General features: G+C 71.3%; 13 protein-coding genes and 1 pseudogene. 3 read left to right on the top strand and 11 right to left on the bottom strand.

The annotated features are described in order from the left end of the window. Nucleotides 1-19: 19 nt before the first annotated feature. The 6 genes from folE to dacB all read right to left on the bottom strand — a co-directional run bounded on the left by folE (nt 20) and on the right by dacB (nt 7591). Nucleotides 20-625, bottom strand: coding sequence for a GTP cyclohydrolase I FolE (gene folE, locus BR98_RS19480; protein ID WP_035846405.1), 606 nt, complete (start codon nt 623-625; stop codon nt 20-22). Between the two features lie 106 nt (nt 626-731). After that, the gene (gene ftsH / locus BR98_RS19475; protein WP_035846404.1) at nt 732-2771 is read right to left on the bottom strand and encodes an ATP-dependent zinc metalloprotease FtsH; all 2040 of its coding nucleotides are present in this window, start codon (nt 2769-2771) and stop codon (nt 732-734) included. Nucleotides 2772-3031: 260 nt separating this feature from the next. Then, complete coding sequence (hpt, locus tag BR98_RS19470; RefSeq protein ID WP_035846402.1) at nt 3032-3586, bottom strand: hypoxanthine phosphoribosyltransferase; 555 nt, start codon at nt 3584-3586, stop codon at nt 3032-3034. Nucleotides 3587-3627: 41 nt separating this feature from the next. Then, the gene (gene tilS, locus BR98_RS19465; RefSeq protein WP_035846400.1) at nt 3628-4773 is read right to left on the bottom strand and encodes a tRNA lysidine(34) synthetase TilS; all 1146 of its coding nucleotides are present in this window, start codon (nt 4771-4773) and stop codon (nt 3628-3630) included. Between the two features lie 170 nt (nt 4774-4943). Further along, on the bottom strand, nt 4944-6134 hold the full coding sequence (locus tag BR98_RS19460; RefSeq protein WP_035846399.1) for a zinc-dependent metalloprotease: 1191 nt from the start codon (nt 6132-6134) through the stop codon (nt 4944-4946). Nucleotides 6135-6196: 62 nt separating this feature from the next. After that, on the bottom strand, nt 6197-7591 hold the full coding sequence (gene dacB, locus BR98_RS19455) for a D-alanyl-D-alanine carboxypeptidase/D-alanyl-D-alanine endopeptidase (protein WP_198042245.1): 1395 nt from the start codon (nt 7589-7591) through the stop codon (nt 6197-6199). 76 nt (nt 7592-7667) lie between these two features. On the opposite strand from dacB, the gene BR98_RS19450 reads away from it, so the two are divergent. Next, nucleotides 7668-8162 carry an inorganic diphosphatase gene (locus tag BR98_RS19450; RefSeq protein ID WP_035846397.1) on the top strand — a complete coding sequence of 165 codons (495 nt, stop codon included), beginning with the start codon at nt 7668-7670 and terminating at the stop codon, nt 8160-8162. A gap of 138 nt (nt 8163-8300) precedes the next feature. On the opposite strand, the gene BR98_RS19445 is transcribed toward BR98_RS19450, so the two are convergent. After that, nucleotides 8301-8801: an RsiG family protein gene (locus BR98_RS19445; protein ID WP_324606682.1), complete on the bottom strand. Its 501-nt coding sequence runs from the start codon at nt 8799-8801 to the stop codon at nt 8301-8303. A 372-nt stretch (nt 8802-9173) separates the two neighbouring features. Here BR98_RS19445 and dtd point away from each other — a divergent pair. Then, nucleotides 9174-9616, top strand: a pseudogene (dtd, locus tag BR98_RS19440) (D-aminoacyl-tRNA deacylase). Between the two features lie 12 nt (nt 9617-9628). Here dtd and ygfZ read toward each other — a convergent pair. The 3 genes from ygfZ to BR98_RS19425 are packed head-to-tail and all read right to left on the bottom strand — an operon-like array spanning nt 9629 to nt 11737. Next, complete coding sequence (ygfZ, locus tag BR98_RS19435) at nt 9629-10591, bottom strand: CAF17-like 4Fe-4S cluster assembly/insertion protein YgfZ (RefSeq protein ID WP_035846396.1); 963 nt, start codon at nt 10589-10591, stop codon at nt 9629-9631. A 38-nt stretch (nt 10592-10629) separates the two neighbouring features. Beyond that, a complete protein-coding gene (locus BR98_RS19430; protein WP_051969938.1) occupies nt 10630-11088 on the bottom strand; it encodes a Fur family transcriptional regulator in 459 nt (152 codons plus the stop codon). A 46-nt stretch (nt 11089-11134) separates the two neighbouring features. Beyond that, the gene (locus BR98_RS19425) at nt 11135-11737 is read right to left on the bottom strand and encodes an FABP family protein (RefSeq protein WP_035846395.1); all 603 of its coding nucleotides are present in this window, start codon (nt 11735-11737) and stop codon (nt 11135-11137) included. A gap of 285 nt (nt 11738-12022) precedes the next feature. Here BR98_RS19425 and BR98_RS19420 point away from each other — a divergent pair, with 285 nt between their 5' ends. Continuing rightward, nucleotides 12023-12385 (top strand): DsrE family protein, encoded by a 363-nt coding sequence (locus tag BR98_RS19420; RefSeq protein WP_035846394.1) that lies wholly within the window; start codon nt 12023-12025, stop codon nt 12383-12385. Here the strand turns inward: BR98_RS19420 and BR98_RS19415 are convergent. Beyond that, nucleotides 12379-12654, bottom strand: a complete 276-nt coding sequence (locus tag BR98_RS19415) for a DUF3099 domain-containing protein (protein WP_035846392.1) — start codon at nt 12652-12654, stop codon at nt 12379-12381. The genes BR98_RS19420 and BR98_RS19415 overlap by 7 nt on opposite strands. Nucleotides 12655-12685 lie beyond the last annotated feature (31 nt).

The following is a 12685-nucleotide window of genomic DNA, read 5'->3' as shown; positions in this document are numbered from 1 at the left end:
CGACCGGCCAGCGGCTCCTTCAGCGGCTCATGATGAGGCTCATCGCCTCGGCCCGGGTGGCGGGATCGCGCAGCTGGCCGCGCACCGCCGAGGTGATGGTCTTGGCGCCGGGCTTGCGGATCCCGCGCATCGACATGCACATGTGCTCGCACTCGATCACCACGATCGCCCCGCGCGGCTCCAGGATCCGCATCAGCGAGTCGGCGACCTGGCTGGTCAGGCGCTCCTGCACCTGGGGGCGGCGGGCGAAGACGTCGACCAGCCGGGCCAGCTTGGACAGGCCGGTGATCTTGCCGCTGGTGGACGGGATGTAGCCGACGTGCGCCACACCACGGAACGGCACCAGGTGGTGCTCACAGGTGCTGAACACCTCGATGTCCTTGACCAGCACCATCTCGTCGTGGCCCAGGTCGAAGGTGGTGGTCAGCACCTCCTCGGGCTGCTGGTACAGCCCGGCGAATATCTCCCGGTAGGACCGCGCCACTCGGGCCGGGGTGTCCAGCAGCCCCTCGCGGTCCGGGTCCTCGCCAACCGCGATCAGCAGCTCGCGGATCGCGTTCTCGGCCCGCTTCTGGTCGAAGGTGCCGATGGCGGGCGGGCTGTCGAACGTCACCGGGTCGATCATGCGAGCCTCGCAGTTGCAGTGGATAGTGAGGGGGTCCGAGCAGCACGGATGCCGCGCCTCCAGGGTACAAACCCTGGTGACGCGGCATCCATTCCGTACGGGTTGATCAGTTCTCGGTCGACTCGCCCGTCACCGGGGGGAGCTTCACGATGTCCACCTGGGTCGCCTCGACCGAGGCGGCCGCGCCGTTGCTGAGGGCCAGCTCCTTGGGGGACTGGACCGGCGGGCGGGTGGACGGGGTGCGGCGGGCCGAACCGGTCCAGGCCGGGCGGGCCGGGCGCTTCACCACGGGGGCGAAGATCTCGGCGATCTGCTCCTTGTTCAGGGTCTCCTTCTCGAGGAGCTCCAGGACCAGGTTGTCCAGCACGTCGCGGTTCTCGACCAGGATCTCCCACGCCTCGTTGTGGGCGTTCTCGATCAGCTTCTTGACCTCTTCGTCCACCAACCCGGCGACCTCTTCCGAGTAGTCGCGCTGGTGACCCATCTCACGGCCGAGGAACGGCTCGGAGTTGTCGGTGCCGAACTTGATCGCGCCGAGGCGCTCGGTCATGCCGTACTGGGTCACCATCGCGCGGGCGGTGGCGGTGGCCTTCTCGATGTCGTTCGAGGCGCCGGTGGTCGGGTCGTGGAAGACCAGCTCCTCCGCCGCGCGGCCGCCCAGCATGTAGGCCAGCTGGTCGAGCATCTCGTTGCGGGTGGTGGAGTACTTGTCCTCGTCCGGCAGCACCATGGTGTAGCCGAGCGCCCGGCCGCGGGACAGGATGGTGATCTTGTGCACCGGGTCGGCGTTCGGAGAGGCCGCCGCGACCAGGGCGTGGCCGCCCTCGTGGTACGCGGTGATCTTCTTCTCCTTGTCCGACATGATCCGGGTGCGCTTCTGCGGACCCGCCACCACGCGGTCGATCGCCTCGTCCAGGGTGATGTTGTCGACCAGCTTCTTGTCGGAGCGGGCGGTCAACAGCGCGGCCTCGTTGAGCACGTTCGCCAGGTCGGCACCGGTGAAGCCGGGGGTGCGCTTGGCGACGGCCCGGAGGTCGACGTCCGGCGCGACCGGCTTGCCCTTCTGGTGCACCTTGAGGATGTCCAGCCGGCCCTGCAGGTCGGGACGCTCGACGGCGATCTGCCGGTCGAAGCGGCCCGGGCGCAGCAGCGCCGGGTCCAGGATGTCCGGGCGGTTGGTGGCGGCGATCAGGATCACGCCGCCCTTGACGTCGAAGCCGTCCATCTCGACCAGCAGCTGGTTGAGGGTCTGCTCGCGCTCGTCGTGGCCACCGCCGAGGCCCGCGCCACGGTGCCGGCCGACGGCGTCGATCTCGTCGACGAAGACGATCGCCGGGGCGTTCGCCTTGGCCTGCTCGAACAGGTCACGGACCCGGGAGGCACCGACACCGACGAACATCTCGACGAAGTCCGAGCCGGAGATCGAGTAGAACGGCACCCCGGCCTCACCCGCGACGGCACGCGCCAGCAGGGTCTTACCGGTACCGGGCGGGCCGTAGAGCAGCACGCCCTTGGGGATCTTGGCGCCGACCGCCTGGAACTTGGCCGGCTCCTGCAGGAACTCCTTGATCTCGTGGAGCTCCTCCACCGCCTCGTCCGCACCGGCCACATCGGCGAAGGTGGTCTTCGGGGTGTCCTTGGTGAGCAGCTTGGCCTTGGACTTGCCGAACTGCATGACCCGGGAGCCGCCACCCTGCATCTGGTTCATCAGGAACAGGAAGACCAGCACGATGATCACGATCGGCAGCATCGAGAGCAGCAGGCTGACGAAGGTCGACTGCTTCTCGGGGCTGACGGTGTAGCCCTGGCTCGGCATCTTCTTCGGGTCATTGGACATGGCCTGGGCCAGTTCCTTGCCCTGGTCACCGATGTACGAGGCCTGGAACTTGGTACCCGAGGGCGCCTTGCCGGAGCTGCCGGCCTGCAGCGTCTCGCCGTCCTTGAGCTGGATCTTGACCGTCTGGGAGTCGCCGGTCGTGAGCTGCGCCTGCTTGACCTGGCCACTGTTGATCGCTGCGACCACCTGGCCGGTGTCCACCGTCTTGTAGCCGTTCGAGTCCGAAACGACGTTCATCAGCACAATGACGGCGACGACTGCCAGGAGGATCCATGCGATCGGCGCGCGGAAGTATCGCTTGACGTCCATCCATGCGGGGCCTTGCAGCCCCGTCCCTCCTGCCACTCAACGGCCGGGCGGCCTCTCGGTCGCCGGCGCATCCGGTTGTGTGCGTCTGCACCCCGCTCGGGTCGGCATTGTCGTAAGAGCGGGTAATTTGACCGTACAGCAGTGATGTCCCGCTCCGTGGAAGCGCGACGTTACGGTCTATGGAGTTGTGGGTCCGCCGACTCCAACGGGTGGAATCGGCAGACTGTTCCCTCAAGTGCCCATGACTACCCGTTTCCGGATCAGCCGCCGTACACGTGTGGGGCGAGCGTACCGATGAACGGGAGGTTGCGGAGCTTCTCCGCGTAGTCCAGCCCGTACCCGACCACGAACTCGTTGGGGATGTCGAAGCCCACGTACTTGACGTCGATCTCGACCTTGGCGGCGTCCGGCTTGCGCAGCAGGGTGCACACCTCGAGCGAGGCCGGGCCGCGCGAGCCCAGGTTGCCGAGCAGCCAGGACAGCGTCAGGCCGGAGTCGATGATGTCCTCGACGATCAGCACGTCACGGCCGGCGATGTCGGTGTCGAGGTCCTTGAGGATCCGCACCACACCGGAGGACTTGGTGCCCATCCCGTAGGAGGAGACCGCCATCCAGTCCATCGTCACCTGCGAGTGCAGCGCACGGGCGAGGTCGGCCATCACCATCACGGCGCCCTTGAGGACACCGACGATCAGCAGGTCCTTGCCCGCGTAGTCCCGGTCGATCCGCTCGGCCAGCTCCTGGAGCTTGGCGTCGATCTCGTCCTTGCTGATGAGCACCTTCGCCAGGTCGGCGCCCATGTCCTTGTCGTCCACCGGGAGTACGTCCTCAAGGGTCTGTGGTCCTGTGCCGGCGGTCAGTCGTTCTGCCGCCGAAACACCAGGTTGCCACACCGGCGGATCACCTCGACGCCCCCGGGTAGCTGCAGCGGTCCCTGGCCGCGCCAGCCGGTGACCAGCAGGTCCACCGATTCCAGGTGCCGGGCGAACAGGTCGCCGGCCGGGCAGCCGGTGCGCAGCGCCACTCGGCGCAGCACCCGGCGGCGCACGGCGGAGGGCAGCTCGGCCAGGCCGGTGACGCTCAGTGAGCGGGAGTTGTCCTGCGGATCACTGCGGCCCAGGTCCAGCTCGGCCCGCTCGGCCCACTGGTCGAGGGCGTCGGCGTCGTCGCGGAAGAGCCGCGCGGTGCGGGCCAGGGCTTCGACCACGCCGCCGCCCAGGTGCTTCTCCAGCACCGGCAGCACCTCGTGGCGGACCCGGGCCCGGGTGTAGGCGGGATCCAGGTTGTGCGGGTCGTCCCAGACCGGGATGGACTGCGCGGCGCAGGCCTGACGGGTGGCGGCGCGATCCAGGTCGAGCAGCGGGCGGCGGTAGCGGCCCTTGCGGCCGGGCATGCCGGCCAGGCTGCGCGCGCCCGATCCCCGGGCCAGTCCCAGCAGGACGGTCTCGGCCTGGTCGTCGCGGGTGTGGCCGAGGAAGACGGCGATCGCCTGGTGGCGCTCGGCGGCCTCGTCCAGCGCGGCGTAGCGGGCGTCGCGGGCGGCAGCCTCGGGGCCGCCCTGGCGGCCGACCCGGACCCTGACGGCCTCCACCGGGTCGAGGCCGAGCGCGCGCAGCCGCTCGGCGACCTGCTGGGCGCGGTCGGTGGAACCGTCCTGCAGACCGTGGTCGACGGTGACGGCACCGACCCGCAGGCCCAGCTTGGGGGCCTCGAAGGCGGTGGCGGTGGCCAGGGCCATGGAGTCCGCGCCGCCGCTGACGGCGACCAGGACCAGCGGGGAGCCGGGGGCGGCGGGGGTGCGCGGCAGGCCGGAGGGGTGGCGGCGGGCGTTGCCGATCAGCACGGTGGCGGCACCGGCGGACACCGGGACGGGCGCGGCACTGCGGACGGCGCTGCGGGCGGCCGCGGGGACCAGGGCGGTGGTGCCGGTCTCGGCGGCGAGGTCCAGCAGGGCGCGGCGGACAGCCAGGCGTATCGCCGCGACAGCGGGGTGTGGGCCCATGGTGGAGCAACTCCTCTGGCAGGATGGCGATCACCGGGTGACCGGACGGTCACAGATCGTCGCAGGCAGATCGTCTCAGACCGGCGGCCGCGCCTGGGCCACCCGCGCCACCGGTACGACCACCGTCCCACGGACGGGTGAATGAAGAAACGTTCCGCCGTCCCCCGCCCTCACCCTTCCGGGGGCTTCGGCTGGGACTGGCGTCCGACCCGGGCCACCCAGGCCGCCGGATCGTGGATCTCGTCCTTGGTCGGCAGCGTGTTCGGCGAGGTCCACACCAGGTTGAAGCCGTCCATCCCGATCCGGTCCAGCACACCGCGCACGAAGACCGCGCCGTCCTGGTACTGGCGCAGCTTGGCGTCCATCCCGAGCAGCCGGCGCAGCATCAGGTCCAGGCGCCCCGCGCCCTTGTCGCGGCGGCGCTGGAACTTCTCCCGGATCTCGCCCACGCTCGGCACCACGGACGGGCCGACGCCGTCCATCACCACGTCCGCATGGCCCTCGAGCAGCGACATCACGGCGGTCAGCCGGGCCAGGATCTCCCGCTGGTTGGGCGTCTGCACCACCTCCAGCAGGGTGCCCGCGCCGGCGCTCTGCGGCCGCTCGCCGGGGGACAGCGCCTCGCGCAGCCGCTCCAGCAGCGCGACCGGCTCCACGTCGGTCTCGGCCAGGAAGGCCTGCACCTCGGACTGCACGTGGTCGCGCAGCCAGGGCACCGCGCTGAACTGGGTGCGGTGGGTCTCCTCGTGCAGGCAGACCCAGAGCCGGAAGTCGTGCGGGTCGACGTCCAGCTCCCGCTCCACCTGGACGATGTTCGGTGCGACCAGCAGCAGCCGGCCCGGCCCCGGCTGCTCGGGCCCCAGTCGGGGCTGGTCGAACAGGTCGGCCGGACTGTCGGGGGTGCGCGGGGTACGGGTGCTGGGCTCGGCGGCCGCGAAGGTCTCGTACTGGCCCAGCACCTTGCCGGAGAGCAGCGCCAGCACCGCGCCCACCTCGATGCCGGTGACCTTCTCGCCGACCACGCCGAGCAGCGCGCCGCCGGCGGTGTCGGCGCGGCGGGCGGCCAGCTTCTGGGTGAGCGGGCGGATCACCGTGCGGAAGCCCGCCACGTTGGCCCGCACCCAGCCGGGCCGGTCCACCACCAGCACCGGAGCGGCGCCGTCGGCGGCCAGCCGGGCGGCCCGCATCCCGGTGTACTCGCGCACCGCCCCCTCGGCGGCCACCGCGTGCCTGCGCAGCTCGGCCACCACGGTGCGGGCCTCCTCCCGGGTGACCTGCGGTCCGGGCCGGGCCAGCCGGGTCGCGGTGGCGACCGCGAGATTCCAGTCGACCATGTCTGCACCGCCGCCAGCACTCGTCATGAACTCACCGTACGTGTTGCGGTGCGCCCAGGGCAGCGGTTGGCCCGGCCGAGCACCCGAAACTAATGGCACCCGCAGCTGACGAGCCTGGCGACGATCCGGTCCACCGCGGCCCGGGTGTCGCCGGCGCCGCCCTTGGTCATCAGCGCGAAGCTCAGCAGCCGCCCGTCGGCGTCCACCACGGTGCCGGCCAGCGTGTTGACGCCGCTGTCGCTCAGCGTGCCGGTCTTGGCCCGCACCACGCCCGCGCCGTCCGCCGAGCCCTGCGCGGCGGTGAAGCGCTTGTCCAGGGTGCCGGTCAGGCCGGCGATCGGCAGTCCGGTCAGCACCGGGCGCAGCTGCGGGTGGTCCGCCGAGGCAGCCAGCGCCAGCAGGTCGGCCAGGACCAGCGGCGAAACGGCGTTGTGCGGGTTGAGCCCGCTCGCGTCGTTGAGCGACACACCCGCCATCGGGATGCCGAGCGAGCCGAGGGTCTGGGCCACGGCCGCCCCCGCGCCCTCGTAGCTGGCCTGCTGGTGGACGGCGATCGCCACCTGCCGGCCGACTGCCTCGGCCAGGGTGTTGTCGGAGTGGGTGAGCAGCCGCTCGACCAGCCGGGGCAGGGTCGGCGAGAGCACCTGGCCCAGCTGCCTGGCACCGGCCGGGGCCGGGCCCTCCTTCGGCTTGCCGTCCACCTTGACGCCCTGCGCGCCGAGCAGGTCGGCGAACTTGGTCACCGCCTGCCCCGCCGGGTCGGACACCCGTACCGGGCCCTCGGTGTCCTGAGTGGCGTCCGCCTTGCCCTCGTCGACCATCAGCGCGGCCATCGGGCCGATGTCGGTGCCGTCGTTGTACTTGTGGAACGGCTGCCCGGTGTAGAGCGAGGTGTCGTAGCCGAGGTGGACGGTGGTCACCCCGGCCGCCTTGAGCGCGGCGGCGGTCTGCCGGGCCAGCTCCGGCATCGAAGCGGGGGCCGAGTCGGCGTCCACCGGGGCGCCGGCGATCCGGATCTGGTCCGGGTTCAGGCCGGTCAGCGTCGGGTCGCCGCCGCCGACCAGCACGATCTCGTCCGGCGTCGCGCCCTTGACCACCTTGGTGGTGAGCCGGGTCTGCGGGGGCAGCAGGCTGAGCGCGGCCACCGAGGTGGCCAGCTTGGTGGTGGAGGCCGGGGTGGCCGGCGTGGTCTCCCCCGAGCCGAGCAGCAGCTTGCCGGTGCCCGCGTCGCTGATCGCGAAGGTGAGGGTGCCGAGCGCCTTGTCCTGGGTCAGCTGGCCGAGCGCGGCCTGCAGGCCGGCGGTGCTGGGCAGGCCCTCGGTGCCGGTGGTGACGGCGGGCTGCAGGATCGCGGGCGCGGTCGGCGTGGGCGGCGCGGTCGCCTGGCCGACCGCCTGCGGGTGCGCCGGTGTGCCACCCGCCAGCAGGGTGAACCCCGTCATCGCGGCCAGCACCGCCGCCTGGCCCCTGCGTGTCCCTGCCACTGCCCAACCCCTTTCCACAGCACTCCCTGCCGTAGGAGACACTGGGATTCTGTCAGTCCCTACCTTGGAGGAACCGTTGGAGTTCGACGTCACCATCGAGATCCCGAAGGGCTCCCGTAACAAGTACGAGGTCGACCACGAGTCCGGTCGCCTCCGTCTCGACCGGATGCTCTTCACCTCGACCCGCTACCCGGCCGACTACGGCTTCGTCGAGGGCACTCTCGGCGAGGACGGCGACCCGCTGGACGCGCTGGTCATTCTGGACGAGCCGACCTTCCCCGGCTGCCTGATCAAGTGCCGCGCCATCGGCATGTTCAAGATGACCGACGAGGCCGGCGGCGACGACAAGCTGCTCTGCGTCCCGGCCACCGACCCGCGCTGGGAGCACCTGCGGGACATCCACCACGTGTCGGAGTTCGACCGCCTGGAGATCCAGCACTTCTTCGAGGTCTACAAGGACCTGGAGCCCGGCAAGTCCGTCGAGGGTGCCGAGTGGGTCGGCCGGCTCGAGGCCGAGACCGAGATCACCGCGTCGATCAAGCGGCTGGCCGAGTCCGGCGACGCCCACTGAGGCGGCCGTCCGGGTCGGTGGGTGTGGCCACCGACCCGGCTTTCGGCCGCTGCTGAGCCGGTCTGCCGCGTAGCCGGTAGCCGGCTCTTGAGCTGTGGCTCTCGAGCTGGTCGGCTCTTGAGCTGGTCGGCTCTTGAGCTAGTCGGCCAGCAGGTCCTCGACCCGTGCCTCGCCCTCGCGGTAGCGCCGGGTGATCTCCGCGCTGCAGCCGTCCGCCGTCCGCTGCAGCGACTGCCGCCGCCCCGAGACCTCGCGCTCGTGCGCGGTGAGCCGGTCCAACGCGGCCAGCAGCTCGGCGGAGGCGTGCGCGGCCAGGTCGGCCAGCTGCACATCGCCCATCAGGGCGTCCGCCTGCGCCTGGTACTGCTCGCCGCGCGGGGTGCCGAGGGTGACGTGCCGGGCCGACTGGCGCACGTTGGACGGGCTGTCGGCGAGGATCTGCGGCAGCTGGTGCAGCAGGGTGTCGGGGTGCACCGGGCGCAGCCGGCGGTCCAGGGTGCGGCGGTCCAACTCGGCCCGCAGGATGTCCACCCGGCCCTGCAGCAGCCGGCGCAGGTAGGAGAGGTCGGCCTCCTGCTCCAGGGCGTCCCGGCGCAGGATCCGCAACTCGTCGAGGCCCAGCCCTTCGATCTCCGCCACCGCCGGCTCCGTACCCGCTGCCACGGCCTCGCGGGAAATCCCGTTCGTGTCCATCGACCAACCACCTGCCGTCGCGTCCTGGTCCCGCCCTGGTGCCCCCACCCCCGGATGCACGCCTGACGGCCGCTCAGGGGTTCCCCGTCCCGCCGCAGCCACCCACCCGGGCGAGCCGCACGGGCACGGGCGTACGAGCGGCGCGAACAGTCGTCCGCCTCCGCCCGGCGCGGCCACCCTCGCATCGTGCCACTCCGCGGCCGCCGGCGCGGCCCAGATGCACCCGTACGGCCGCCTGGCGAACGGGTAAGGCTCATTACAACGTGACGTCGACCGCCGGTCGGAGCCGGTTCCGGTGACCCGTGCGCCCGAGGGAGAATGGCCCGCATGCGAGCAGTGGTGCAGCGGGTGAGCGAGGCCGCCGTGACGGTGGCCGGGGAGACGGTCGGGGCGATCAGCGGCCCCGGGCTGTGCGTGCTGGTGGGGGTCACCCACGAGGACACCGCCGAGCAGGCGGCGCAGCTGGCCCGCAAGTTGTGGACGCTGCGGCTCTTCGAGGGTGAGGAGACGGAACTGTCCTGCTCGGACTTCGGCGGGCCGCTGCTGGTGATCAGTCAGTTCACCCTCTACGGCGACGCCCGCAAGGGCCGGCGCCCCACCTGGAACGCCGCCGCCCCGGGCCGGTCGCCGAGCCGCTGGTGGCCGAGCTGGTCGAGCAGCTGCGAGCCCTCGGCGCCAAGGTGGAGACCGGCCGGTTCGGGGCCGACATGAAGGTGTCGCTGGTCAACGACGGGCCGTTCACGGTGCTGCTGGAGGTCTAGCGCCTGTCGGCGTTACGGGGCCACCACGACGTCCTGGCTGGCCGGCACGCTGCCGGCCCGCAGCACGGCGTCCACCGGGACGTTGCGCTTGACCAGGGCCAGCGCGATCGGGCCGAGCTCGTAGTGCCGGGCCGAGGAGGTCACGAAGCCCAGCGCCCGGCCCTGCGGGTCCTCGGCCAGGTGGATCTCGGTGCCGTGCGGGGGCAGCACCTCCTCGGTGCCGTCCAGGTGCAGGAAGACCAGGCGGCGCGGCGGCTTGCCGAGGTTGTGCACCCGGGCCACCGTCTCCTGGCCGCGGTAGCAGCCCTTGTTCAGGTGCACGGCGGTGGCCAGCCAGTCCACCTCGTGCGGGATGGTCCGGTGGTCGGTCTCGAAGCCCAACCGCGGGCGGTGCGCCTCGATCCGCAGCGCCTCGTACGCCCAGACGCCCGCCGGGCTGCCGAACTCCATGGTCAGCGCGGCCAGTTCGGCGCGCGGCAGGAACAGGTCGCGCCCGTACGGGAGTTCGCGCACGGCGGCGGCACCGGTCGCATCGGCGGAGTTGCCGGCCGGCAGGTGCACCACCGCGAACTCGCCGGTGGCGTCGGCGACCTCGACCCGGTACATGAACTTCATCCGCTCCAGGTACTCGATCAGCGCGCCCTGGGTGCCCGGCTCGACGTGCGCCCAGCTGGTGGTGCCGTCGTCGACCAGGTAGAGGGCGTGCTCGACGTGCCCGTGCGGGGACAGGATCAGCGCCTCCACCGCCTGCTGCGCGGGGAGTTCGCTGACGTGTTGGGTGAGCAGCAGGTGCAGCCAGGCCAGCCGGTCGGGGCCGGTCACGGTGACCACACCGCGGTGCGACAGGTCGGTGAACGCCCGCCCGGCGGCCAGCTCGCGCTGCTCGCGGAAGAGGTCGCCGTAATGCGCCGCGACACCCTCGTCGGGCCCCTCGGCGGGGACGGCTCCGGGCAGGGACAGCAGCGGGCTCTTCATGCGAGCCAGCTTAGACCGCCCCCAATCGCCGAGCGGTCTTACGTCGGCGGCTGCTGGAGCTTGGCGGTGCAGTCGGCGCAGCGGCCGAAGATCGCGAAGTGCTTGAGGTCGGTGTCGAAGCCGTGCTGGGCGCGCAGGCTGTCGATCAGCGGGGTGGCGATCGCGGTGTCGGTCTCGGTCACCTTGGCGCAGTCCCGGCAAACCAGGTGCAGGTGGTGGTGGCGGCCGGCCAGGTGGTAGGTCGGCGCGCCGTGGCCGAGGTGGGCGTGCGAGACCAGGCCCAGCTCCTCCAGCAGCTCCAGGGTCCGGTAGACGGTGGAGATGTTGACCCCGCTGGCGGTCAGCCGGACCTGGGCGAGGATCTCGTCCGGGGTGGCGTGGTCGAGCACGTCCACCGCCTCCAGCACCAGTTGGCGCTGGGGGGTCAGGCGGTAGCCGCGCTCACGCAGGTCGGACTGCCACACGTCACGCCAGTCGGCCGTACCGTTGTTCGCCACGATGCCGTCCCTGTGGTGGTCTGCGGTGCCCGGTCGGGTGCCCGTCTCAGCGGAAGAACGCGATCCCGTCGTCCGGCAGGTCGTTGATGTCCTTGATCAGCTGGGCGGGGCTGAGCACCTTCTTGAGCTGCGCGGACATGTACGGGCGCAGCGGCACCTCGGGGGCGGCCTTCTCGCCGACCCAGAGCAGCTCGTCGTTGACGAAGCCGTAGAGCCGCTTGCCGCCGCTGTACGGGGCCGAGCCCTCGACCCGGGCGACCGCGTCGGTGGCCACGTCGATCTGCGGCTTGCCGTCGGCCAGCTTGCCGTACCAGATCTCCACGGTGCCGGTGTCGCGGAGCATCGAGATCTCCACCTCGCGCTCGCCGCTGGTGCCGTGCTGGTTGCTGGTGATCCGCCAGAAGCCGTGCTCGTTCTCCAGCGGGCGGACCTTCTCGCCCTCGTTGTCCAACACCCAGGTGCGGGAGCGGAACTCCAGGAACGGCCGGCCGTCGTGACGGAAGACGATCTCCTGGCCGAAGTTGCACTTCTCCTCGCCCGGGCCCCCTTCACCCGGCAGAGGGGCAAAGACGCCCGCGCCCTCCCAGGTGCCGAGGAGGAAAGCCAGCGAAACGACGTCCTTGTGGAGGTCAGAAGGGATCTCGATCATGGTCCTGGTCGCAGTCGGGGACGGTGGGACTACCCCTACGGTACGGGAGAGGTCAGCGCTGGCCCTGGTACAGCTTCATGACCGAGAAGGCGGCGAACCAGACGATCACGACGGACATGACAGCCAGCAGGACGTCGAAGAAGATTTCGAGGCCACTAGTCATGATGCGCTCCCGATACGGCGAATTACGGACGGACGGTGACGGCGCGAGTCTATCCGGTGGGGGTTCGCCGTTCGCGGTGAGGCCCACCACACGCGCCGCGGCCCAGGCTCTAGGCTGACGGCGTGTCGAAGAAGCTGGTCATCAAGGTCACCGCCGGAGCCGATGCGCCGGAGCGCTGCTCGCAGGCGTTCACGGTGGCGGCCGTCGCGGTCGCCAGCGGGGTCGAGGTCTCGCTCTGGCTCACCGGGGAGTCCTCCTGGTTCGCGCTGCCCGGGCGGGCCGCCGAGTTCGAGCTGCCGCACGCGGCGCCGCTGCCGGAGCTGCTGGACTCGATCCTGGCGGCCGGGACGGTCACCCTGTGCACCCAGTGCGCGGCGCGGCGCGGGATCGAGCAGGGCGACACCGTGCCGGGTGTCCGGATCGCGGGCGCCCAGGTCTTCGTCAGTGAGATCACGGCCGACGGCGTGCAGGCACTGGTCTACTGATCTTCGGACTCGCGGTCCGGGCGGTCGCGGTCGTGGCCCGGGCGGTCCCACTCGGGGTCGTCCCAGCGCGGGTCCTGCCACCAGTCGTCCTCGGGGTCGCGCTTGTTGGCGAAGACGGCGGCCAGCGGCGGGATCACCATGGCCACCACGCACAGGCCGATCGCCGCGCCCACCGAGAAGAAGCGCACGACTCCCCAGGCCAGGACGAAGAGCCCGAGGCAGCCGCCCATCATCACGAAGTAGTACCGGTGCCTCCTGCGCTGCTGCACACCTCAACGGTAAAGCGACGAGCCCCTGCCG

This window comes from Kitasatospora azatica KCTC 9699 (assembly GCF_000744785.1).
GTDB classification, from domain to species: Bacteria; Actinomycetota; Actinomycetes; order Streptomycetales; family Streptomycetaceae; genus Kitasatospora; species Kitasatospora azatica.
The sequence above is the reverse complement of the archived record's forward strand: the minus strand, read 5'-3'. Positions and strand labels throughout refer to the sequence as shown.

Bases quoted from the DNA above. Each gene is read 5' to 3' on its own strand.
- folE (WP_035846405.1), bottom strand. From the start codon at position 625: ATGATCGACCCGGTGACGTTCGACAGCCCGCCCGCCATCGGCACCTTC.
- ftsH (WP_035846404.1), bottom strand. From the start codon at position 2,771: ATGGACGTCAAGCGATACTTCCGCGCGCCGATCGCATGGATCCTCCTG.
- tilS (WP_035846400.1), bottom strand. From the start codon at position 4,773: ATGGGCCCACACCCCGCTGTCGCGGCGATACGCCTGGCTGTCCGCCGC.
- BR98_RS19460 (WP_035846399.1), bottom strand. From the start codon at position 6,134: ATGACGAGTGCTGGCGGCGGTGCAGACATGGTCGACTGGAATCTCGCG.
- ygfZ (WP_035846396.1), bottom strand. From the start codon at position 10,591: ATGAAGAGCCCGCTGCTGTCCCTGCCCGGAGCCGTCCCCGCCGAGGGG.
- BR98_RS19425 (WP_035846395.1), bottom strand. From the start codon at position 11,737: ATGATCGAGATCCCTTCTGACCTCCACAAGGACGTCGTTTCGCTGGCT.